Origin of the sequence: Desulfocapsa sulfexigens DSM 10523, from assembly GCF_000341395.1 — a bacterium.
Taxonomy (GTDB): domain Bacteria; phylum Desulfobacterota; class Desulfobulbia; order Desulfobulbales; family Desulfocapsaceae; genus Desulfocapsa; species Desulfocapsa sulfexigens.
Genome location: NC_020304.1, coordinates 2,159,584 through 2,180,955, shown reverse-complemented (window position 1 = coordinate 2,180,955; position 21,372 = coordinate 2,159,584). Strand labels below are relative to the sequence as shown.

Genomic DNA, 21,372 nt, shown 5'->3' with positions numbered 1-21,372 from the left:
GCAACAGAAGACAAAGGAGGTTATTTGAAAATAACCTCCTTTGTCTCTGGCTCTGCTATAAACGCTGGACGCTGCTCCTTTGCGTAGGGAACCCTGCCTTTTCTTTCCAGCTTCTCTGCAAGTTCCATCAATTCCTTTTCGTCGTTCAACTCCTCCACACCCAGCTGCTCAAAACGGCAATTACAATAGTTCAGTTGCCCACTGCACCATGGACACACCTCAACCGGACACCCCAGGGTATGAAGCCCACCTGCCTTTACTCCACAGGAAGGACAAATCTCTTCATTCATCCTCTCAAGAGGACGGTACTCCCTGCAGGCGGCCACGGAACTGTTTGCTTCTCTAAAGGACTCAGCATTACGGTACTCAAAAAAAGCAAGAACATGCTCATCAAGTATTCCCTGCTCCCATTCACCGAGAAAAACCCCTTCTTCATCGTTAATTAAATAAAAGTGATGATGCCTGGAAGTACTGAGTAGCAGCAGAAAAACCCGTTCTTTTTCTTCAACCACCGAAATCTTAACCAGAGCCTCTTCACGTGCCTCTGGAAGTATGCTGTAAAAATCTTTTATCACGCCCAGGGCGAACTGATCATCCTTAAAAGTTCGCAGAAATTCAAGGGCCACTTCCAGGTCTTCACCTGGAACGGCGTAGGGAATCAGTATTTCAACTTCTTCTTGCAATCTCCTGAGTACTTCTTTCGCTTTCTTTGTATGTAACATCAGCAACTCTCTTTCCGTCCGGACAGAACACGCTGCTGCCAGTGCGCTGTCTCAAAAGCTATATCATCTGCGCCACTGAGGGCCGTCACCACTGCAACTCGCCTTGCCCCGGCACGGAGCACCTCGTCAAGGTGACCCAGTTTTATCCCACCCATAACAGTGAAGGGTAGACTACAATGCCGGGAAAATTTACCAATCCCATCGGCCCCCAAAAAATGATGTAACCCCTCCTTTGTTCCGGTTTCAAAAAGAGGCCCGATATTATAATAAGAAACAGCACTTGTTCCTCGTTTCACCTCCTCACCCAGAACCCTGACCTGTTCCTCAGTATTACAGGAGAAGCCGATTAAAATATCAGGGGCAAGTTTTCGGATTTCTGACGGTGGCAAATCTTTCTGCCCGACATGCATGCCATCGGCATCGGAAAGGAGTGCAATATCAAGCCTATCGTTCAAGAAAAACAACACGCCGGCTTCACTGGTTTTTTTTCTGAAATAACGAGCCTTTGCGAGAAGATCCCTATCCGAACTATCCTTATCACGAAGCTGTACTATCCTGCTTCCTCCGGCTATCACCTGGTCAAGCCATTCCAGGTCACTGCGTCCGGCTGCGAGTCGCTCACAACTCACCGGATAAACCCCAACCTCATCCTCAAACTGCTTGAGCCGGCTCTCATACAACTGATGATTCACAACCCCTTGTACTGACTGCATCATATGTTTCCCTTCTCTCTCAAGCATGTCCTCCAGAGAGATATTATGGACATTGTCCCAAATCTTGATTTTATAACAAACTTCTGTTACATTATCGTTCCAGGAGTAAAGCCTCTGCCATCATTTGACAGACTTCTGCTTGATCAGAAAACTATCAGCACAGCATTACGCCATAGTTTTTTAGGGCACTGATATTTTTCCCCTTGCTCCTGCACTCCATCTCCCAGAAGCGACATAAAGTCGCCAGTCTGTAATACGCTCTTTGAGCATAGAAATATAGGTACACGATGTCAGAAAAACATGCAACATTGACCATAGACGGTAAAAGCTACGAATTCCCAATCGTCCTCGGAACCGAGGGCGACAAAGCCATCGACATCCGCAAACTACGTGGCACAACCGGATACATCACCTTGGATTCCGGCTACATGAACACAGGTTCCTGTAACTCACAGATTACCTTTCTTGACGGTGAAAAAGGTATTCTCAATTACCGCGGCTACGAGATAGAAACTCTTGCTGAAAACTGCTCCTTTGTGGAAGTGGCCTACCTTCTACTCATAGGAGAACTTCCCACTCAGAAACAGCTGAATGACTTCCGGGAACTTCTATCTCGTTACGCCCTGATCCACGAAGACATGATTCACTTTTTTGATCATTTTCCTCCCAACGCACCTCCGATGGCCATCCTTTCCAACATGGTCAACACGCTCCAGAATTACTATCCTGAAATGACCAGTGAAAGCGAAGAAGAACTTCCTGAGATTGCAGCAAGAATCCTTTCTAAAATCAGGACCATTGCCGCATTTTCCTATAAGAAATCCGTTGGTCACCCACTGGTTTATCCCCGCTACGATCTCTCCTATTGCGGAAACTTCCTCAATATGATGTTCGACAAGCCGGTAAAACCCTATGTGGTTCACCCGGAAGTGGTTGCCACCCTCAACAAACTGCTCATACTCCATGCGGACCATGAGCAGAACTGTTCAACATCAACGGTACGCCTCGTCGGCAGTGCCGGAGTAAACCTATACACTTCTATCTCTGCCGGTATCAGCGCATTGTGGGGCCCCTTGCACGGAGGAGCCAACCAGGCTGTAGTTGAAATGCTTATGGCGATCCATCGCGACAATAATGATTTTGAGAAATACATCAAAAAGGCTAAGGATCCCAACGATCCATTCCGCCTCACTGGCTTTGGCCATCGCGTCTACAAAACATTTGACCCACGGGCCACCATCATCAAACGCGCCTGTGCCAAAACCCTGAAAGCCCTGAACGTCGATGACCCGCTCCTGGATATTGCCATGGAGCTTGAGGACATCGCTAGAAATGATGATTATTTCATCAGTCGCAATCTGTATCCCAACGTCGATTTTTACTCCGGTATTATCTATCGAGCCATGGGCATTCCAACGAATATGTTCACGGTAATGTTTGCCATGGGCAGACTTCCCGGTTGGATTTCCCACTGGAGAGAAATGATGCTGGATACCAAAAATTTACGAATCGGAAGACCTCGCCAGGTATACGATGGTCCAAAACAACGAGATTTTATTCCACTCCACGAAAGAGTATAAAACAGTGTTTCAAACAAACCAACACCGACTCACTAACCGTTTGCCGGTGTTGGGTGTGTATTTTTCTTCCCAAGAAGCACCGTGCCTACGCTGGGAGTAATGGCATGGAGACTGATTTACAAATGATACATCAACTTTTCGCCAGACTCTTACCAATTTCAAAATTCACAATCAGCGGTACATCAAGTTGCAATGCTCCTTCCATGGAATCCCTAACCACTTCCTGGGTTTCTTTCAGTTCACTTTCTGGAAGTTCAAAAACAAGTTCATCGTGAATCTGCAGCAACAACCTGGCCGACAGATTTTCGCGCTGTAAGGCCGGAACAACTTTAACCATGGCGAGCTTGATAATGTCAGCGGCACTCCCCTGAATCGGAGTGTTAATAGCTGTGCGTTCGGCAAACTCCCTTTGTGTCTTGTTTTTCACATTAATTTCCGGGAGCATCCTTCTTCGATTGAGCAGAGTGGTAACATATTCATCGATACGTGCCTGCTCCACCACTTTTTCCATAAATGTTTTCACACCACCATAGAGATGAAAATATTTTTCAATAAACCTGCTGGCCTCCCTGCGACTGATATTCAACTGATTTGAGAGCCCGAAACTGGACATACCATACACGATCCCAAAGTTAATGGATTTGGCCACCCTGCGCATCTCTGAGGTGAGAAGCAGAGGTGACACGGCAAAGAGTTCTGCAGCAGTACGGGCATGAATGTCTTCCCCGTTACGAAAAGCGTGCAAAAGAGCAGCATCCTGAGAATAATGGGCCAGGACTCGAAGATCGATCTGTGAATAGTCTGCCGAGAGAAACACTAGGCCCTTGGCCGGAACGAAGGCATGCCGGATACGATTCCCCTCTTCTGTGCGAATAGGAATATTCTGCATATTGGGGTTGCTCGATGACAACCGGCCTGTTGCTGTAACCGTTTGATTAAAGGATGTATGAACCCTTCCGGAATCGGGATCTATCAATTTTTTCAGCTTCTTTACGTAGGTAGATTGGAGTTTTGCCAGAATGCGATACCGCATAATCTTTGCCGGAATTTCATGCTTGGGAGCCAGCTTCTCCAGGACCTTCATGTCAGTGGAATAACCAGTTTTTGTTTTACGGCCATGGGGCAAATCCAGCTCCTCAAAAAGAAGAACCCCCAGTTGCTTGGGAGACTGAATATTAAAATTGTAACCGGCAAGTGCGCAGATCTCACCCTCCAGGGCATCAAGCTCTGTTTGGAACTCCTTTTCAAGTTGCCCAAGGACTGCTTTTGAGACTGTAATCCCCTCAAGTTCCATATCCGCTAGAATTGGAACAAGGGGAGTCTCCACTCCAAGAAACAACTCAAGCTGCTCAAGCTCTTTCAACTGTGGCTCATAGCTTTGCCAGAGCAGTAAGGCCCCGTACACATCTTCACAGCTGTATTTACATGCCTGGTCAATGGGAACATATGCGAAACAATTTTCTTTTTTGGTATCCTCCACAACCTGGTCAAAGGGGGTTAAGGCAAGGCCATGCTCGAGGCAAAGATCGTCGAGTTTCAGGGACCTTCTGCCCGATTCAATAAGATAGGCTGCGATCATGGAATCATACAACGGCCCTTTCAGGCTGAGATTGCAGGATTTCTTTAATATCGAATAGTCATACTTAATATTATGTCCAAGCTTAGGTAAGCTGGTAGATTCAAGATACGGCCTGAGCGCCTCAATCACAGTGGACGCTGGTAGCTGTCCCGCCGCCAGACTGCCATCCTCTGCACAATGTCCAACTGGAATATACCAGGATGACTGAAGGTCTGTACACAGCGAAATCCCAACGAGTGTGGCCCGGGAGACATCCAGTGAACTTGTCTCGGTATCGATCACCAGAAGATCAGCACCCTGGAGAGAGGTCACAACACTCTGCAACTCATCTTCAGTCCGTACCAGCTTAAACCCTTCTGTCGGAATCGGAACAGCCTTACTTTCAATCTTCACCATACTGCTGAACCCAAGCCTGGTGTAGAGATCGTTCAACAGTGCCTCATCGGGACTCTTAGGTAAATACCCGGAAAGACGGGAAGGAACATCGACATCATCCTTTAAGCGAATCAACTCCCTTGATAGAAAAGCCTTGTCTCTGTTTTCTTCGAGACGCTCCCTGAGTTTTGATTTTTTCATACTACCTAAAGCTTCATATACACCTTCAAGTGTTCCATGCTCATTGATAAGCTTTTCAGCAGTTTTAGGGCCAACCCCGGGAACCCCAGGCACATTATCGGAACTATCTCCCATAAGTGAATAGCAATCAAGCAGTTGCTCAGGTTTCACATGGTACTTCTCTTCAACTGCATCACTATCCATCACCTTATTCTTCATCGGATCCCACATCACAACCGTATCATCCACCAGTTGCAACAGATCTTTATCACCGGATACCACAACGATTTTTCGCTCCTGGCCGCTCAGAACCTTGACAGCGGCAGCAATAATATCATCTGCTTCTATCCCCTCAATCTCAAAACAGGGAATATTCATGGCATGTACCAGTTCCTTAATATAAGGAATCTGTACCGCAAGATCATCGGGCATTGGTGGTCGGTTTGCCTTATATTCTGGATAAATTTCGTGACGAAACACTTTGCCTCTCATATCAAAGGCAACGGCAAGGTATTTGGGCTGTTTGTCTTTTAAGAGCCGCTTCAGGATATTTAAAAACCCAAAAACAGCATGGGTGGGCATGCCTTCGGCATTGCTCAGGGGCGCCACGGCATGATAAGCACGATAAATATAGGCACTGCCATCAACAAGATATACTTCTTCGGTCACAGATTTTCCTCATAGAGTAAAAAAGGTTACAGACTAAAAAAACTACAGATTGAAAGGGATGGTTTGAAGAATTTTGAGTTATTTCCTACTACCAGTCTTCGACTTCAAGTCTTCAGTCTTCAGCCTAAGCCGCTGTAAAAAAATAACATGGCCATCTTATCGTCCGGAGCGGCATAAGGCTCCGTAACGAAATTGATAGAAATAACCATGTTATTTTGTAACGGATCCTAAATGGCCAGCATCTGCTCAAGTGCAAGTGAGGCTGATTTCGCAATTTTTTTCTCCACGGTGATCTGATTTTTCACCTTGCCATGTGCAAGATTGTCGAGAAGCCAAAGCAGGTTAACAGGTTGATTGCAATCCATGGTAGTACATTGACAGGAGGTGGGAGCCAGCAGATGGATATCCTTGTCCGGATGTTCACGCTTCAAACGCTCAACTAGATTAATCTCGGTGGCTATGGCCCATTTACTGCCGGAAGGCGAATTTCTCACAGCTGAGATTATAGTTTCAGTGGAGCCATACTGATCAGCAATACTCACAACATCCCGGGGACATTCAGGATGAGCAATAATTTGAATATCAGGTTCCCTGAGCTTCCACTGACGAACATGATCCGGCAGAAAACGCATATGTACTTCGCAGTATCCATCCCAGAGAAGAATTTTTGCCCGTCGAAGATCGGCCACCGAGTTTCCACCCAGAATTTCTCCACGCCGCCAGAGAAGCACCTGTTCATCGGGAACACCAAGTGCTGCTGCCGAATTACGGCCAAGATGTTCATCGGGAAAGAAGAAAACTTTCTCCCCCTTGGCAAGTGCCCACTTGAGAACCTTTTCGCCATTGGATGAAGTGCAGACGGAGCCCTCCCGTTCGCCGACAAAAGCCTTTATTGCTGCAGAGGAATTCACGTAGGTCACGGGAACCATATCTTTTTCATCGGCCATAATCCCCACACTCAATAATTCCGTATAGGCCTGGCTCACGGCACCCACCGTGGCCATATCAGCCATGGGACAACCGGCATGCAGATGGGGAAGAAGAACCTTCTGGTTAACATTCGCCAGAATATCAGCAGATTCGGCCATAAAATGGACTCCACAGAAAATCAGAAATTCCTTATCACTGATTGCAGCAGCATCCTTGGCCAGTTTCAGAGAGTCTCCGGTGAGGTCTGCAAACTGAAACAGATCCTGCTGCTGGTAATGATGACAGAGAATCAGTAAATTATCAGCAAGCTCGTGCTTTCTCGCAGCAATCCGCTCAACTATTTCTTTCCGGTCAAGACTGTAATACTCAGACCCAATATCCTGCTGCTGTAGAAGCATCAGCTAACTCCTTCTATGATGATGTATGTTAATCATTTCAAATAAATATAATATGAAACTCAATACGGCAGCTATATCCTGCCCTAATATGGAATCTATTTTTTACCATTCCGCGGCCAAAAAAGAAAGGCCCAGTACTGAATGATCAGCACTGGGCCTGGAAAAACATATATTTTATAAACTATCAGTTATTCATACGAACCCATGATGCCTGAGGTCCCTTATCGCCAAAACTCTCACCGTACACAACAGCATCACCTTCAGTGAGTGCGTCAATGGAGATATCCTTCAAGGCATTCTCATGAAAATAAATTTCCCGGGCATCCTGACTTACAATAAACCCATAGGACTCATAGGGAGATACTTTACGAATCACACCATACCGCGCACCCTCATCAGCTGAAGCGTCAGTGTTCTTCTGGGCTTGTCGCTTCTTACGCTGCATCTCCTTCATCTGCAAATTAAGGACATCAAACGCTTCTACCAGCAGGGGACTCACATTCTCCCCTTTTCTACTCACAACAACGGTATCATTGGGAACGGATGCTACAAGTTTTAACTCATAACCACCCTCCTTATGATGAGTCGTTGCCTCGATGGAGACACGGAGGCGGAGAACGAAATTGGCAAAATGTCGGATCAGCTTTTCTTTTTCTTCATCAATCTTTATCTGCCAGCCTTTTCGCAACTCAACATTCCGGGTTTCAACCTTTAGATCCATACGGTTCCTCCATTTAGTGCCTTACACTGTTTCTCCCACAGCAAAGGAAGGAAGCAGGTTCGGCACAACACCAAGCCCTGACAAGCGGTAACAGGATACTTATTCCATCCTCACTTACTGCTTGCCAGTGCAAGCTACAATGATGATCCGCCAATGACAAATCATCATCACCAAACGTATCCGTAAATACGCTCCCTGGCATGGTTCCTGTCACGGGGTGAAGACATACTCTAAAAGAACTTCTGCTTTCAACACACCCCGAGCAGCAAAAGCACACCTTACCCTTATTATATGTTCTATCCGCAGATAATCAAGAAATGTTATAATTAAACAATCAGCCAATCATAATCATTTCTCTTCTCTGCCACCCTGCTACCTGTTATAAAGATGCAAGCAGGTTTTTAGTAGACCCTTTCACTCTTGCATAAAACACGGTAACTGCGATGACAATAGAACAAACAGGTGTTGTACTTCTCAATATGGGCGGGCCAGAGAAACTCGCTGACGTGCGCCCTTTTCTTTACAATCTTTTTTCAGATCGGGATATCATTCGCCTCGGGCCATCCTTCATGCAAAAGCCACTGGCCTGGCTCATCGCCAAAAGACGGGCTCCAAAAAGCATGAGAACCTATGAAAAAATTGGTGGAGGATCGCCACTCACCACCATCACCAGTGATCAGGCGAAAGCACTTCAAAATGCACTTCGCGAACACGGCAACTACACGGTAGTATGTGCCATGCGCTACTGGTACCCCGATAGCGATAGCGCCTTAAAAAAACTGGCCGATAAGGGGATCACTACAATAATCGCTCTGGCACTCTACCCCCACTACTCATGTGCCACTACTGGTTCGTCAGTGCAGGAACTCAAACGGGCCATTAGCCGTTCTGGAAACGACTTTTCCCTCAGAGTCATAGAATCCTGGCCAACCCAACCTGAATTTATACAAACCCTGGCTCACAACATACTTGAAACGGCAAACTCTTTTACCCCTGACCAGCCACAGGTCGTCTACAGTGCTCATAGCCTCCCCGTTTCTTTTATTGATGAGGGAGATCCATACGTCGATCATATTAAGGCCACTATTACAGAAATTGAGAAGATAACAAATCTTCCTGGAGAACTCTGTTTCCAGAGCAAATCAGGCCCCGTCGAATGGCTGGCGCCATCAACACCCGACATGCTCCAAGGCCTTGCCCAAAAAGGGTGCAAAAATATTCTTATGGTGCCCATCAGTTTTGTCTCGGACCATGTGGAAACACTTTATGAGATTGACATGCTCTACCGCGACCAGGCCAAGGCACTTGGAATGCGCCTTGAGTCCTCTCAATCACTCAACTGCAACCCAACCTTTATTGACGGGTTAAAAAATCTTATCCTGACAAGTGGCAACTAAAAGCTTACAAAAACCCGGTGAACCGGAACCAACACTTTACCTGTCCCGGAGTGTACTCAGCAGTCCCACCCGCTACAGCCTCCGACTCGCTTACTGGAACGCTGAAGAAAACTGTTTTCGCACAACCGAATTAATTGATCTTGGATACGCACCGGAAAATTTCCTGCACTACCCCAATAATACCTGTTTCCATCTGGATACAGACCTTGTACACCATATTGAAAAACTTTGTGGTCGTGACATGGAACCAGAGCTGGAGCAACTGCTATGGCCCTTTGTAGACCCAACCGTACAACGCAAAATGGAGCATTTCTTTTCACGGGCCAATCGTAGCACCCGCTTCAAACCAGGGATACAATTGCTCTCTTTTGACGGGCGCCCTGCTCACTCCTTTGACAAACGACGGCTCCATTTTCTCCGTTTTGGTTCAACCGACCAGGGGAGCACTCTGCAGATGCCTGCCCGTCTTGAGGCAAAACTCCTCAACCGATCACGTGATGAACTTGAACAGTATTTTCTGGAAGAGGAAGCCCGTCTTCGTGAGCATGAATTAAAATCCTACCTCTATACCGCACTCAACCTGCAGAAACACTTCACCGAGGCATATGCACGAAGCATCCCTCAAGCCCTGGAACCTGAGAAAATAGACGAGGCCTTTATGGAGGAGTTTTGCCTTCTGAACAAAAATAAGGATTTCTGGCAGGAGCGAACCAATTACGACGCCCTCCCCGATTACCTGATTCGCTATCTTATTCTCTTTTTTGATTCAAGTTTTCCACATCGAAACAGAAGATTCGCTCAGGCCAGAGAATTCATGGACGGGCACCGAGGGTTTAGGTGGCCGGAAAGAAAAAATACTATCCGCAAAGATGACATATCTGCAATTTTTGAAGAATCGGAAGAGAGCCTCAGAAAAGCTGACAAAAAAGAAATCACACGATTGTACCGTACCAAAGCAAAGGCCCTCCATCCAGATACGGGTGGGGATCAGGAAAAGTTTATTCGTCTTACTGAGGCATACGAGCTTCTACTGCGCGACAAGTGACAGTGAATTGATACCAAATTGTTTTTTATCCTAAAAATACTAAGGGGAGAAAGACTAAAAGCAAATGAGCGAAGTAACTAAAAAAGTAACCTTATTGTTCTCTGGGTTCACTTTTATTCTCACAGGGGGAACTCTGGGATATATGTATCTGGAGGGGTATCCTTTTACAGATGCACTCTATCTGACTATTATTACTGTGGCCACCGTTGGCTATGGTGATATGGTTCCGCACCATCCTGCCGGTAAACTATTGACCGTAGTACTGGTGCTGGTTGGGGTGAGTTTTGTTATGTATATGTTCACTAAAATTGTTGAAGCCATGGTCGAAGGAGGCCTACGTGAAATCCTGGGGAAACGTCAAATGATAAAACAACTCAATAGATTGGATAATCACTACATTATCTGCGGGCATGGACGTATCGGCAGCGTTATTTGTCAGGTATTGCAAGAAAGCAACAAACCATTCGTTGTTATTGAAAAGAATCCAGATGAAATCCAGAAGATTTTATCCAAAGAGTATGTTGTATTGGAGGGAGAGGCATCACAGGATGACACCCTACAGAAAGCTGGGATAGAACGAGCTTTGGCATTAATCGCTGTTGTCTCCTCAGATGCGGATAATGTGTTTATTACTCTTACTGCCAAAGGAATCAACCCGAAAATCGTGGTACTGGCCCGGTCCAGTGGGGCGACAGGTGCAGAAACAAAATTAAGACGAGCAGGTGCTGATAAGGTTATTTCCCCCTATTTTATTGGTGGCCGTAGAATGGCCCAGGCTATGCTGCGTCCTAATGTCACTGACTTCATTGACCTGGCTATATATACCCGTGATATGGGATTGCGTCTCGATGAGATGCTGGTCACAGAAAATGCATTTATAAATGGCAAAACTCTTATCGAGTCGAATTTACGGCAAAAATACAACATTATTGTTATTGCCATTAAACGAACTGGAGAAGGTATGAGTTTTAACCCCACATCTGACAGTATTCTTCTCGCCGGAGATGTACTCATCGTTCTTGGAAGACCTGATCAAATTTCCGCTCTCGAAAAAGAGATGAAAATCGTTTCTTGTGAAAAACTGACAGATAGAGTCGAAATTGAATAAGACGCCAACTTCTCGTAATCACTACCAGGTTCCGCTGCCACTAAAAAAGAAGTGCCTGATTGTATACAAGACAAAGAGAGTTGGAACAAGAAAACCTGCCAATCCAATTGGATAGAGATATTGAACTCTTTTCTCAACCTCACCGAACCTGCCAGTAAATGAAACAATGCCGACAAAAACACCAAAAATTGAGCCAACAATTCCCATCAGGCCAAACCCAAATGAACTGAATTTGACGGGCTTAACACACCTGTTTTAAGATGAAAAGATCATCGACAGGAAAAATCCCAAGCCAAGGTTCACACAACTATATAAAAGACAGCTATACAGCAGCCTTTCCCTTCCCATTCGATATGTTTTCTGGGCTTCAGGAATCGATCGTCGGGTCATAGATTTTTTTTCTATAAAGTCTGTAATGCTTTATAAACTGGGAAAATCAAACCAGCAATCAGAAGAAGGGTAATAAATGGACGATTGATGTTTTGCCATTTGTAATTCTTTCTTCGCAGCGCATCCACTCCATGGTTTATCCCGGAAAAAAAGAAAAAGAAAATAAAGGTAAAGAGAATCGTTAGCTCTGCCTTAATGCCCCAATTACTGAAATAAACGAAAATTGAGATAGCAGCATACGAGAGTAAAGCTATGGCAGACTGCCTCTGGTAGTTTCCATCCCCATTAAATCCTTTGAGCTTTGCTGATTCTTTTCCAAATAAAAGCCCTTCTATCCCGGATAGTCCAGCTATGGCAACAATAACAACAGGGATCATAATGTGCAATTGAGCGATGGGGTCATAGCCATTGGCATATCCCACCTGATAACCAAAGAAAAATGCAGCACTAACAGCTACAATCCTTATCGCATCCAGTGTTTTTAAAAACAAGTGTTCCACCTTCGACTTTTTGCTATTTTCCATTGCATCACCTTATATCTGGAGAAATTTCCAATTTGTTCTCGTAACCCAATACTGAAAAAAACAGCCTATGGTTCTTTCACTTCATCTTATCTGCATTCTGCCCCGTCTGGAAACGACGCATCCTCACATTCATCAGGATTCCCAGGCCTAAAAGAGTTGTCAGCAGAGAAGAGCCGCCATAACTTACCAGTGGCAAGGGAATCCCAACCACTGGAAGAAAACCGAGAATCATCAAAAGATTGATCACAGCCTGCCAGAAAATCAACATGACCACACCAAAAGACAGGAAAACCCCAAAACGATCACGAGCAGTCATCGCCACGTAAAGTCCCCAAAAAAGCATGGTGAAATAGACACCTAAAAAAAAGAGACTCCCAGCGAACCCCCACTCTTCCCCCCAGACAGAGAAGGCAAAATCGGTATGACGCTCTGGGAGAAAATGAAGATGCCCCTGTGTCCCTTCAAGGTACCCCTTTCCCCCGACGCCACCACTACCCACTGCAATCTTGGATTGGAGAATCTGATACCCCTGTCCCATAGGGTCTTTAGCAGGGTTTAGCAGAGTTTCAATCCTCCGTTTCTGATAATCCCTGAGGAGAAAAAACCAGGCAAAAACTCCTGCCGCCCCACCAAGTACCAGTCCAAGTCCATAGGTCTGTAAACGTATTTTGGCAAAGACTGTCATTGATACAAAAATAATACCGAGCATGAGCGCTGTGCCAAGATCTGGCTGTTTCATAATTAAAAGAAACGGAAGAAGAGTTAAGAGTACGGGTGTAATCATATCCCTGATCCCGTAGCCCTCCGTCTGTTCCTTACGTGAATAATAACTGGCAAGCGTCACAACCAGCATCAATTTAGCAAGCTCAGAGGGTTGCAATCGAAAAAAACCGAGATTAATCCAACGCTGGGCGCCACCAGCACTGTTTCCAACAAAAAGAACCAGCAAGAGCAAGATAATAATCAAAACATAAAAAGGATAATTCCAGAAATGAAGTTCACGGTAATCAAAAAAGAGGATAAAAAGAATACACAGCATCCCAAAAAGAAAAAGATAGCATTGTTTTACAAACGGAGGCATGCCCCAGGGGGATGGTGGATAGGAAGCACTATAGAGATTCATTAGGGCCATACCAGCAACCCCAAGCAACAATAACAGAAGAATCCAGTCAAAATTCTGAAAAAACCGTCTGTCTATACGAAACATTGCTTTCCTCGACACATATTCATTCCCTTCTCATTTCTTCTTATTCTTCTTCCTCTTTAGCCGCTTTTTCTGTCTCTTCGTGAAGTTGCAAGTATCCAGAGAAATATGCTTCGAGGATAGCCCGAGCCACTGGCCCAGCTCCAGACCCACCGTGCAGGCCATGTTCAACAAGTACCGTAACTGCAATCTCTGGATCTTCAGCAGGGGCATAACAGGTAAACCAGGCATGATCACGAAACTTATAAGGAATATCTTCCTCTTTTAAATGCTTGTATTCCTTCAAGCGAACCACCTGAGCTGTTCCCGTTTTTCCACCAATGGTCAATCCCTTAATTCTTACCTGGCGCGCTGTCCCACGTCGCCCCTGAATAACCTCTTCCATTCCTTCGCGAATCAGCGGGAGAAACTGCTCATCCCCAGTCATCTCCGTTACCACCACGGGTTCAAACTGCTCAATAATTTTGCCATCTGGGTCGGTTACTTTTTCTATTATCTGTGGAAGATATTGTTTACCACCATTAGCAATGGTTGCCGTCATCAAACAGATCTGCAACGGTGTCACCAGATTAAACCCCTGACCAATTGCAACGGACAGGGTCTCTCCATCCTGCCATTTTTGACCATATTTTTTCCTCTTCCATTCTTTGGTCGGTGTAAGGCCACTTTTTTCGTGCTCCAATTCAATACCAGATTTATGGCCAAGCCCGAACTTGTTTGCAAACTCTGCAAGTTTATCCACACCAACTCGCAGACCGACCTGATAAAAATAGACATCACAGGACTCAGAAATTGCACGTTTGAGGTTCACGGCACCATGCCCGCTATGCTTCCAGCAATGATACCGCCTATTCCCAAAGGTATAAAACCCTGGACAATAAAAGACTGTATCCTTGTCAATCACTCCGGTACTGAGCCCTGCCATGGCAGTTATCATCTTATAAGTGGAACCGGGAGGATACATCGCTTGTACAACTTTATTAATAAGGGGATGTTTTTCGTTATCAAGCAAGGCGTTCCAGTTTTTATGGGAAATCCCTCCGACAAACTGGTTCAAGGGAAGTACCGGGTTTGATGCCAGGGCCAGCATTCTGCCGGTTTTTACTTCCATTGCCACCACAGCTCCGGCCTTACCGCCACTATCCATCAAATCTTCAGCTACCTTTTGTAGTTCGGCATCGATTGTCAGCTGGATATCATTTCCAGGTAAAGGCTCAATACTTTTAAGGAGTTGCTGCTCAAAACCTCTGGCATTTACTTCCGACGAACTGCTTCCTTTTTCACCTCGTAAATCAGTCTCCCGAAGACGCTCCAGGCCCATTTTCCCTATAAGATCTCCCCCTGTATAAATATCACTATCACGCGCTGCAAGTTCCTTTTTGGAAATTTCACCAAGATAACCAATGGCATGGGCAGCAAGGTTTTCATAATGATAGACACGGGCAGGGGTGGTTTCGATACGAATACCTGGAAATTCCTGATTATGATTTTCAACATAGGCAAGGGTTTGCCAATCCACATCAACAAGAAGACGCACCGGGATATGGCGCGGTTTAGTACTGGCATCGCGCAATTTTTCCCAGAGCATAGAAATATCAAGATCAAGGGCAGTAGCTAGTTTTTTAAGCAGCTTATCAACATCATTAGAATCTTCACGGACAAGAACCACATTAAAAGATGGCCTGTTAGTGACCATTTTTCGATTCTTTGCGTCGAAAATATTACCGCGTGGCGCTGCAACCTCTCGCACTCGAACCCGATTATTATCGGCTCTATCTCTGTATTCATCCCCCTTATGAACCTGAAGAAACCATAGCCGTGCAATAATTATGGCGGCAAAGCAAAGGACAATAAGCCCCGCAAACACTATCCTGCGTTTCAGGAAGTCGAGATCGGCATCATCATATTCCGTCAATTCTTCAAGATTATTATATCCTGACCACTTCATCTTTTTATTTACCGAAACCTGTTTACACCACCACGCTTCAGCTGCCTGGATGCAAGACGTCGAGTGGTGAGTTTTTCATAGAACCAGTTAAAGAAGACAAAGCATGGGATAGAGGCAACCAGGAGAATAAGTGTTTCCTGTATTACTCGTGTCCAGGACCATGGGGGAAGAGCTCCGGGCTGGGCAAAAGCAAAAAAGAGATAAAAAAAACACTGTGCGCAAAAATAACTGCCACCAACCAGTGGAATCTGAAATACCGTTTCTTTGACAGCACTGTTTTGACTGAGAAACTTAACAATAGAAAAAACAAGTAACACCAGAAGTAGATAGGTTCCAAGATACACACCTGATGTTACATCCATCAACCATCCAAGTAGAATAGCAAGCAGTAAACCTGGCAACCAGCTAAATCTGTAAGCTGAAAAGACAAGGAGAATAAAAACCAGATCTGGCCTGCCAAGCCAATGCGGGAATTGATGAAAAAAAGTAGTCTGGACTGCGACAAGGACAAAACCTAACAGAAGAAAACTGAGAGTGACCATTTTTCACTCTCCCTGAGAAGAAAGTGAACTGCTCATCTCGTCAATAACTAATTGTTCTTCAGACAAATTAATGTACAAAAATTCCAGGCGGGCAAAATCAACAGCCGGTTGCACTTCAATCTCCAGAAACATTCCGCGCCGTTTGGATCGTACCGCTGAAACTGTTCCAAGGGTAATCCCCGGAGGAAACACCCCACCGATACCAGCAGTAACGATAATATCACCTTCCTCAACTTCTCCATTTTTCAAAACATACTGAAGAATATAGCCCTGCTCACCTGCTCCTTTAAGGATACCCCGCACCCTGTTTTTCTGGACAATGGCATCAATGGCACTCGACGGCGCGTTGGCAAGAAGTATTTTAGAGTAATTATCAGAGACCTGTACCACCTGCCCCACCACCCCCTGAGAATTCCTGGCTACCATTCCAGTTACTACGCCATCATTTTTTCCACGATCTACAATAAGGGTCTGAAACCAGAAAGAAGGATCTTTCCCAACTACTCGCGCCATGAGGGCAGGAAAGGTCTCCTCTTTTTTGAATTTGAGTTCCGTTTCCAAAAATCGATTCCTGGAATACGCTTCACGATATTCATCAAGAAGAGCATGGTAGGTATCCAGTTCTTTTCGCAGTGAATCATTTTCTTTCTGAAGATTCCAGAGAGAAATGTATCTATCTTTCAGTCGAATGCTACCAATGGAAATGTTGGTAAAAAGACTTTGAAGTGGACCTAAAGCTTCCAGGGTAACTTGATGGAAAACACCGAAACGACGCCCGGTGGCAGAAGTAAGAAGGGTAAAAAGCAGACCAACAAAGAGAACAAAGAGCAGAAAAAGACGAGGCCCCCTGGAACGAGCTGTCTTCTTCCTGTCATTGCTCTTTTTTCGCACGGATCTACTCCAAACAATCATCGATACCTGGCCACCAGATAAGAGCAGCACTCTTCCAACTTCACCTCAAGGGAACGTTACTATTCCTAGTCTATAGTAACTTCCCGGAGGATATCGAGATTATCAAGAGCCTTCCCAGAACCAAGTACAACGGAGGAAAGTGGGTCATCAGCCACAATAATTGGCATGCCTGTCTCCTCCTTGAGACATTTGTCCAGATTCTTCAAAAGCGCTCCACCTCCAGTCAAAACAATTCCCTGATCAACAATATCCGCCGAAAGTTCTGGAGGAGTAACTTCGAGAGCCACACGAACCGCCTCAACGATTACATCAATCTGCTCCTGAATAGCTGACTGAATCTCGTCGGCAGAGATGGTCAAAGTTTTCGGTACACCGGAAACAAGATCACGGCCCTTAATATCCATGGTTTCATAGGGCTCTTCCGGCATCACATTCCCGATGGTAGTCTTTATAAGCTCTGCCGTACGCTCACCAATCGCAAGGTTATGTTTTCGCTTAATATATTGCAGGATAGCTTCATCCATTTTATCCCCAGCCACACGAACGGACTTAGCATATACAATTCCAGCAAGTGATATCACGGCAACTTCAGTGGTTCCACCACCAATATCAATGATCATATTTGCAGTTGGTTCAGTTATTGGCAGGTTAGCACCAATAGCTGCAGCCATAGGCTCTTCAATAAGATACACCTCACGAGCACCCGCTGATTCCGCAGATTCTCTAACAGCTCGTTTTTCAACTTGAGTAATCCCTGAGGGCACAGAGATCATAATTCTAGGGTGAACCAGAGTCCGCCTATTATGGACCTTATTGATAAAATAACGGAGCATGGCCTCGGTTACTTCAAAATCAGCAATAACGCCATCCTTGATTGGACGAATTGCCTTGATTGTACCAGGAGTCTTCCCAAGCATCAGCTTTGCTTCCTGACCAACCGCAAGAACCTTGTGCCCCCTCGCATCCTGACGGACAGCGACCACCGAAGGTTCCCGCAAGACTATCCCTTTACCCTTCACATAGAGCACGGTATTAGCCGTTCCAAGGTCAATCGCCAGATCATTGGATAGCCAGCCAAACAAAAAATTAAATGGTGAGAACATGAATGTTTCCTTTTATCTAGCACCCAACAGGTGCTTTTCTTGTAATGTTTAAATCCAATAAACTGGGAAAACCGACTCCACAGAAGTGTTAATCCAGAGACCGGAACAGCAGCTACAAAAACCTCCGATACAATCGACACATCAAGTTTTCAATTCTACCAAAAGTCTTCACGCTTTTCAAGAAATATGGGCTTTTGCTTTCGAAGAAAGCATTTGAAAAAAGTTGACACCTCTCAAAAAGGTTGGTAAAGAAGCACACGTATGCTCGAATAAGGCAAATTGTGGGGCTGTAGCTCAGCTGGGAGAGCGCATGACTGGCAGTCATGAGGTCAGGGGTTCGATCCCCCTCAGCTCCACCAAAGATATTAGACACTTAGGGAAGTTTTCCTTAAGTGTCTTTTTTTTGTCCTGCCATCACCCCGCTCATGGAACCTTATTACACAAACAAGTCCTGTCTGTTCGCAAGGTAAAGCGAATTATTCCACACGAGCCTTTTCCACAGCCCCACGTACCGAGATAGGATAGGGATGACGGTCACGAAGGAAAAGAGGCATGTTGTTTCGAGCATTCCTTGCCGCTGACATGCTTGAATACATACCATAGAAAACCAGTAAAACTGGGGGATCCGATGGCCTTTCAAGCATAACCAGCTTATCCGCAATTGCCTGGTAGTCAGGTTGGGACACTATTTGCCTGAGGTTCTCCTCGGCCAAGTCAGACTTCAAAGCCATGAGCTGAATACTAAAACTCGAATCAAAATCTCCTGCTAGCCATTTCTCACCTTCAATAAAAAATCTTGCCAGCACCGGATCTTTTAATAATTGAGATGAAACGGCTGTTGCTTCCGGGGACGCAACAGGTTCTTCATATATCTTTTTTTTCTGGTTACTCTCAATGCGGGTACTGGTTAAACGTTTCCTCTTGTCGACCGTGATTTTATTTTCCACATCAGGCTCAGAGATGGTAACTTCTGGTACAGACGGAACTGACTTTTCTACAATTTCCACAGGAGATATTTCCACCGGAGTTCGGTGTCCGGGAACCTGAGGCTCATCCAGGACTGGAGCAACAACCGCCACCGGTCCTACATCCTGAATATGAATAGCCTCCTCTTCGGTTTCCAGGGCCGCTGACGCAGGCACCTCGATCTTCTCTTCGGAGACAACCGCCACCGAGACACTGCTTTGCTCGAGATCCTGAGATTGACCAGAGACTGGAGGTACAACCTCTACTAATTCTATCTTCTGAAGATGGACTGTATCTTGTTCCCTTGCAACAGGTTCAGTTATTATCGTTTCAATTTGCTTTTTGGAAACAACTGGTTCTGACACCTTCTTTTCTGGTTCTTGCTTGGCGTCAGAAGATTCCCGAGTGGAGACAACCTCAGACGAAGACGCAGCAATAACGGGATCAGATTGCCTATCAGGTGTAAATCCAGAACTCTTTTTTTCATCACCACCGGTAAACAGAAAAATAAGCAGCACCAGAATAGCAACAACCCCGCAGCCGATAAGATATTTAGGATACAGAAGAAGTTGTGATAAAAAACCGGGGGAAGTGGAAAGCAGCTCCACACCGGAGCCATCATCTTTCACATGATCAAGAAGGACAAGAAATGAAGTATCTGCACTCGATGACTGAAGAGATTCCTCGGCATATACATTAATTAACCGTAAATTGCCTCTCCCCATTGAGGCAATCTTGGCAGCAGCCTCTCTGGTAAAAACCTCCTGCTGATCCTCACCTCGAAGCCCCTGCACGCAAAAATTCAGATAACTCCAGGTTTCATTGTCATCAAGAGCTGAAAGAAAAAATTGTTTTTCAGAGATTTTTTCAAAATTACAAAGTACAAGCTGCTCCAGGTTTCCCGTAAGGCTCTTTCTCCCTGCCAGAAGTAATTGCAGACCTCCACCATCAGCCTTCACTTCATCAAGAATCTTTCGAATTCTTTCCAGTGTTGCCAGATACATCTTCTCGGCTTCATCACAGACAAGAAGAAGCGACTCTCCCTTGGCCCGTAAAGCGGCCACCAGATTCAAGAATATTTTTTTTGCATCTGCCCTGTTGGTGTCAGCAGGATACTGCAGATCACACTCCTGTGCGGCTACTCGAACAACATCCTCAAAAGACTCGACAAACCGTGGTAAGAAAATTATCCTGTGACGGGTTTTCCACTGCTCCTTCAGCATTTTGCAGAGCATGGTTTTACCACTGCCTTCTTCTCCAATCAAGGTAACAAGATCCACCTGGTTCTGAAGGGCTGTTTTAATGTCACTTAAAATGGCTCCGCGTCCTCCACCTACAAAAAAGTGTCCTGTGTTACACTCCTCCTGAAATGGATTCTCTTTATTTATTTGCTCAATACGCATATGATTTTATTTCACACCTCATAGTCGTCAGCCTGCCCCAAAAAAAAATTCTCTCAAAAATGAATAAACGCAGTATATGATACACCAAATCTTCACGGAAGATTGTGACAGAGCTTTCAATACCATTAGTTGATAGAAATGTATACAGAACAGCGCGTCTGTTCAAGGAAATTATATATATGCTCACCCCATTGCTCATCAGCATCATTTTTTTGTTAGCCGGTTTTGTTCAGGGAGTGACCGGTTTTGGATCTGCATTAGTAGCTATCCCACTTCTCAGCCTTGTCATCGACATTAAAGGTGCCATCCCTCTCTGTATCCTAAACAGCCTGGTAATCACCACCTATCTTTCGTTGAAAATGCGCAGACACCTCGATATCCAAAAGATCCTTCCGCTCTGCATCGCTGCTGTTCCAGGTATTATAATTGGATCCACACTTCTTAAGCGGGTGGGTTCAACCTATATTCGTATTACTCTTGGAATTCTTCTTATAGCCTACTCACTCTATAGCCTGTTCAGCAGCCCTAAACCAAGAACCTTACATAAAGCATGGTCATACGTCGCTGGTTTTCTATCGGGGGCAATCGGTGCAGCATTCAGTGCCGGCGGCCCACCAACTATCATTTATACAGCCATGAATGACTGGAAGAAAGACACGATAAAGGCAACACTCAGTGGTTTTTTTCTTTTCAATTCTTACCTGATTGCAGCCGTTCATGCCATTGAAGGCCTCACAACCATTGAGATTTTCACCTATTTTATGATCTCTGCACCATTTGTTTTGCTCGGTACTGTTCTGGGTACGATCTGTTATGGAAAAATCCCACGTGAACTTTATTTGCAAATCATATTTGCCTTTCTAACAGCAATGGGTATCATTATGATAATTTCATAAATGAAGCGCTCTCACACACCACAAATATTTAATTGTTATAACATCGATAATAGGTTAGCAACCATAC

Annotated in this window: 19 protein-coding genes and 1 tRNA gene; 7 read left to right on the top strand and 13 right to left on the bottom strand. The window is 45.2% G+C overall.

What is annotated here, in order from left to right:
- Positions 1-20: 20 nt before the first annotated feature.
- Together UWK_RS09635 and thiE are read right to left on the bottom strand one after the other, a co-directional pair.
- Positions 21-722 carry a hypothetical protein gene (locus UWK_RS09635; protein WP_015404181.1) on the bottom strand — a complete coding sequence of 234 codons (702 nt, stop codon included), beginning with the start codon at positions 720-722 and terminating at the stop codon, positions 21-23.
- Positions 722-1,438: a thiamine phosphate synthase gene (gene thiE, locus UWK_RS09630; RefSeq protein ID WP_228130008.1), complete on the bottom strand. Its 717-nt coding sequence runs from the start codon at positions 1,436-1,438 to the stop codon at positions 722-724. Before thiE ends, UWK_RS09635 begins: the two co-directional genes overlap by 1 nt.
- A 42-nt stretch (positions 1,439-1,480) precedes the next feature.
- On the opposite strand from thiE, the gene UWK_RS19405 reads away from it, so the two are divergent.
- Both UWK_RS19405 and UWK_RS09625 read left to right on the top strand, forming a co-directional pair.
- The gene (locus tag UWK_RS19405) at positions 1,481-1,627 is read left to right on the top strand and encodes a hypothetical protein (protein ID WP_015404179.1); all 147 of its coding nucleotides are present in this window, start codon (positions 1,481-1,483) and stop codon (positions 1,625-1,627) included.
- A 95-nt stretch (positions 1,628-1,722) separates the two neighbouring features.
- Positions 1,723-3,015 (top strand): citrate synthase, encoded by a 1,293-nt coding sequence (locus tag UWK_RS09625; RefSeq protein WP_015404178.1) that lies wholly within the window; start codon positions 1,723-1,725, stop codon positions 3,013-3,015.
- 130 nt (positions 3,016-3,145) lie between these two features.
- Here the strand turns inward: UWK_RS09625 and polA are convergent, their stop codons facing one another.
- The 3 genes from polA to UWK_RS09610 form a co-directional block, all read right to left on the bottom strand.
- Positions 3,146-5,818, bottom strand: coding sequence for a DNA polymerase I (polA, locus tag UWK_RS09620; RefSeq protein ID WP_015404177.1), 2,673 nt, complete (start codon positions 5,816-5,818; stop codon positions 3,146-3,148).
- A 227-nt stretch (positions 5,819-6,045) separates the two neighbouring features.
- Positions 6,046-7,146 (bottom strand): quinolinate synthase NadA, encoded by a 1,101-nt coding sequence (gene nadA / locus UWK_RS09615; RefSeq protein WP_015404176.1) that lies wholly within the window; start codon positions 7,144-7,146, stop codon positions 6,046-6,048.
- A 184-nt stretch (positions 7,147-7,330) separates the two neighbouring features.
- A complete protein-coding gene (locus UWK_RS09610) occupies positions 7,331-7,867 on the bottom strand; it encodes a cold shock domain-containing protein (protein ID WP_015404175.1) in 537 nt (178 codons plus the stop codon).
- A 443-nt stretch (positions 7,868-8,310) separates the two neighbouring features.
- Here UWK_RS09610 and hemH point away from each other — a divergent pair, with 443 nt between their 5' ends.
- The 3 genes from hemH (at position 8,311) to UWK_RS09595 (ending at position 11,417) form a co-directional block, all read left to right on the top strand.
- Positions 8,311-9,264 (top strand): ferrochelatase, encoded by a 954-nt coding sequence (gene hemH / locus UWK_RS09605; RefSeq protein WP_015404174.1) that lies wholly within the window; start codon positions 8,311-8,313, stop codon positions 9,262-9,264.
- Complete coding sequence (locus tag UWK_RS09600) at positions 9,254-10,309, top strand: J domain-containing protein (RefSeq protein WP_015404173.1); 1,056 nt, start codon at positions 9,254-9,256, stop codon at positions 10,307-10,309. The genes hemH and UWK_RS09600 overlap by 11 nt, the downstream gene beginning before the upstream one ends.
- A 64-nt stretch (positions 10,310-10,373) precedes the next feature.
- Positions 10,374-11,417: a potassium channel family protein gene (locus UWK_RS09595; protein ID WP_015404172.1), complete on the top strand. Its 1,044-nt coding sequence runs from the start codon at positions 10,374-10,376 to the stop codon at positions 11,415-11,417.
- 21 nt (positions 11,418-11,438) lie between these two features.
- On the opposite strand, the gene UWK_RS09590 is transcribed toward UWK_RS09595, so the two are convergent.
- The 7 genes from UWK_RS09590 to UWK_RS09560 form a co-directional block, all read right to left on the bottom strand.
- Positions 11,439-11,624: a hypothetical protein gene (locus UWK_RS09590; RefSeq protein ID WP_015404171.1), complete on the bottom strand. Its 186-nt coding sequence runs from the start codon at positions 11,622-11,624 to the stop codon at positions 11,439-11,441.
- Between the two features lie 194 nt (positions 11,625-11,818).
- On the bottom strand, positions 11,819-12,331 hold the full coding sequence (locus tag UWK_RS09585) for a hypothetical protein (protein ID WP_015404170.1): 513 nt from the start codon (positions 12,329-12,331) through the stop codon (positions 11,819-11,821).
- A 76-nt stretch (positions 12,332-12,407) separates the two neighbouring features.
- The gene (gene rodA, locus UWK_RS09580) at positions 12,408-13,538 is read right to left on the bottom strand and encodes a rod shape-determining protein RodA (RefSeq protein WP_015404169.1); all 1,131 of its coding nucleotides are present in this window, start codon (positions 13,536-13,538) and stop codon (positions 12,408-12,410) included.
- Between the two features lie 40 nt (positions 13,539-13,578).
- Positions 13,579-15,483, bottom strand: a complete 1,905-nt coding sequence (gene mrdA, locus UWK_RS09575; protein ID WP_015404168.1) for a penicillin-binding protein 2 — start codon at positions 15,481-15,483, stop codon at positions 13,579-13,581.
- Between the two features lie 8 nt (positions 15,484-15,491).
- Positions 15,492-16,025 (bottom strand): rod shape-determining protein MreD, encoded by a 534-nt coding sequence (gene mreD / locus UWK_RS18505; RefSeq protein ID WP_015404167.1) that lies wholly within the window; start codon positions 16,023-16,025, stop codon positions 15,492-15,494.
- Between the two features lie 3 nt (positions 16,026-16,028).
- A complete protein-coding gene (gene mreC, locus UWK_RS09565) occupies positions 16,029-16,916 on the bottom strand; it encodes a rod shape-determining protein MreC (protein WP_015404166.1) in 888 nt (295 codons plus the stop codon).
- A gap of 86 nt (positions 16,917-17,002) precedes the next feature.
- On the bottom strand, positions 17,003-18,040 hold the full coding sequence (locus UWK_RS09560) for a rod shape-determining protein (protein WP_015404165.1): 1,038 nt from the start codon (positions 18,038-18,040) through the stop codon (positions 17,003-17,005).
- A 283-nt stretch (positions 18,041-18,323) separates the two neighbouring features.
- Between UWK_RS09560 and UWK_RS09555 the strand changes: the two genes are divergently transcribed.
- Positions 18,324-18,399, top strand: a tRNA-Ala gene (locus UWK_RS09555).
- 117 nt (positions 18,400-18,516) lie between these two features.
- On the opposite strand, the gene UWK_RS18500 is transcribed toward UWK_RS09555, so the two are convergent.
- A complete protein-coding gene (locus UWK_RS18500) occupies positions 18,517-20,409 on the bottom strand; it encodes an AAA family ATPase (protein WP_015404164.1) in 1,893 nt (630 codons plus the stop codon).
- A 179-nt stretch (positions 20,410-20,588) separates the two neighbouring features.
- Between UWK_RS18500 and UWK_RS09545 the strand changes: the two genes are divergently transcribed.
- Positions 20,589-21,305 (top strand): sulfite exporter TauE/SafE family protein, encoded by a 717-nt coding sequence (locus tag UWK_RS09545; RefSeq protein ID WP_015404163.1) that lies wholly within the window; start codon positions 20,589-20,591, stop codon positions 21,303-21,305.
- The last annotated feature ends 67 nt before the right edge of the window (positions 21,306-21,372 follow it).

Bases quoted from the DNA above. Each gene is read 5' to 3' on its own strand.
- UWK_RS09590 (WP_015404171.1), bottom strand. From the start codon at position 11,624: ATGGGAATTGTTGGCTCAATTTTTGGTGTTTTTGTCGGCATTGTTTCA.
- mreD (WP_015404167.1), bottom strand. From the start codon at position 16,025: ATGGTCACTCTCAGTTTTCTTCTGTTAGGTTTTGTCCTTGTCGCAGTC.
- nadA (WP_015404176.1), bottom strand. From the start codon at position 7,146: ATGCTTCTACAGCAGCAGGATATTGGGTCTGAGTATTACAGTCTTGAC.
- UWK_RS09585 (WP_015404170.1), bottom strand. From the start codon at position 12,331: ATGGAAAATAGCAAAAAGTCGAAGGTGGAACACTTGTTTTTAAAAACA.
- UWK_RS09610 (WP_015404175.1), bottom strand. From the start codon at position 7,867: ATGGATCTAAAGGTTGAAACCCGGAATGTTGAGTTGCGAAAAGGCTGG.
- UWK_RS18500 (WP_015404164.1), bottom strand. From the start codon at position 20,409: ATGCGTATTGAGCAAATAAATAAAGAGAATCCATTTCAGGAGGAGTGT.
- UWK_RS09625 (WP_015404178.1), top strand. From the start codon at position 1,723: ATGTCAGAAAAACATGCAACATTGACCATAGACGGTAAAAGCTACGAA.
- thiE (WP_228130008.1), bottom strand. From the start codon at position 1,438: ATGATGCAGTCAGTACAAGGGGTTGTGAATCATCAGTTGTATGAGAGC.
- mrdA (WP_015404168.1), bottom strand. From the start codon at position 15,483: ATGAAGTGGTCAGGATATAATAATCTTGAAGAATTGACGGAATATGAT.
- UWK_RS19405 (WP_015404179.1), top strand. From the start codon at position 1,481: ATGGACATTGTCCCAAATCTTGATTTTATAACAAACTTCTGTTACATT.
- UWK_RS09635 (WP_015404181.1), bottom strand. From the start codon at position 722: ATGTTACATACAAAGAAAGCGAAAGAAGTACTCAGGAGATTGCAAGAA.
- UWK_RS09595 (WP_015404172.1), top strand. From the start codon at position 10,374: ATGAGCGAAGTAACTAAAAAAGTAACCTTATTGTTCTCTGGGTTCACT.
- rodA (WP_015404169.1), bottom strand. From the start codon at position 13,538: ATGTTTCGTATAGACAGACGGTTTTTTCAGAATTTTGACTGGATTCTT.
- UWK_RS09560 (WP_015404165.1), bottom strand. From the start codon at position 18,040: ATGTTCTCACCATTTAATTTTTTGTTTGGCTGGCTATCCAATGATCTG.
- UWK_RS09545 (WP_015404163.1), top strand. From the start codon at position 20,589: ATGCTCACCCCATTGCTCATCAGCATCATTTTTTTGTTAGCCGGTTTT.
- hemH (WP_015404174.1), top strand. From the start codon at position 8,311: ATGACAATAGAACAAACAGGTGTTGTACTTCTCAATATGGGCGGGCCA.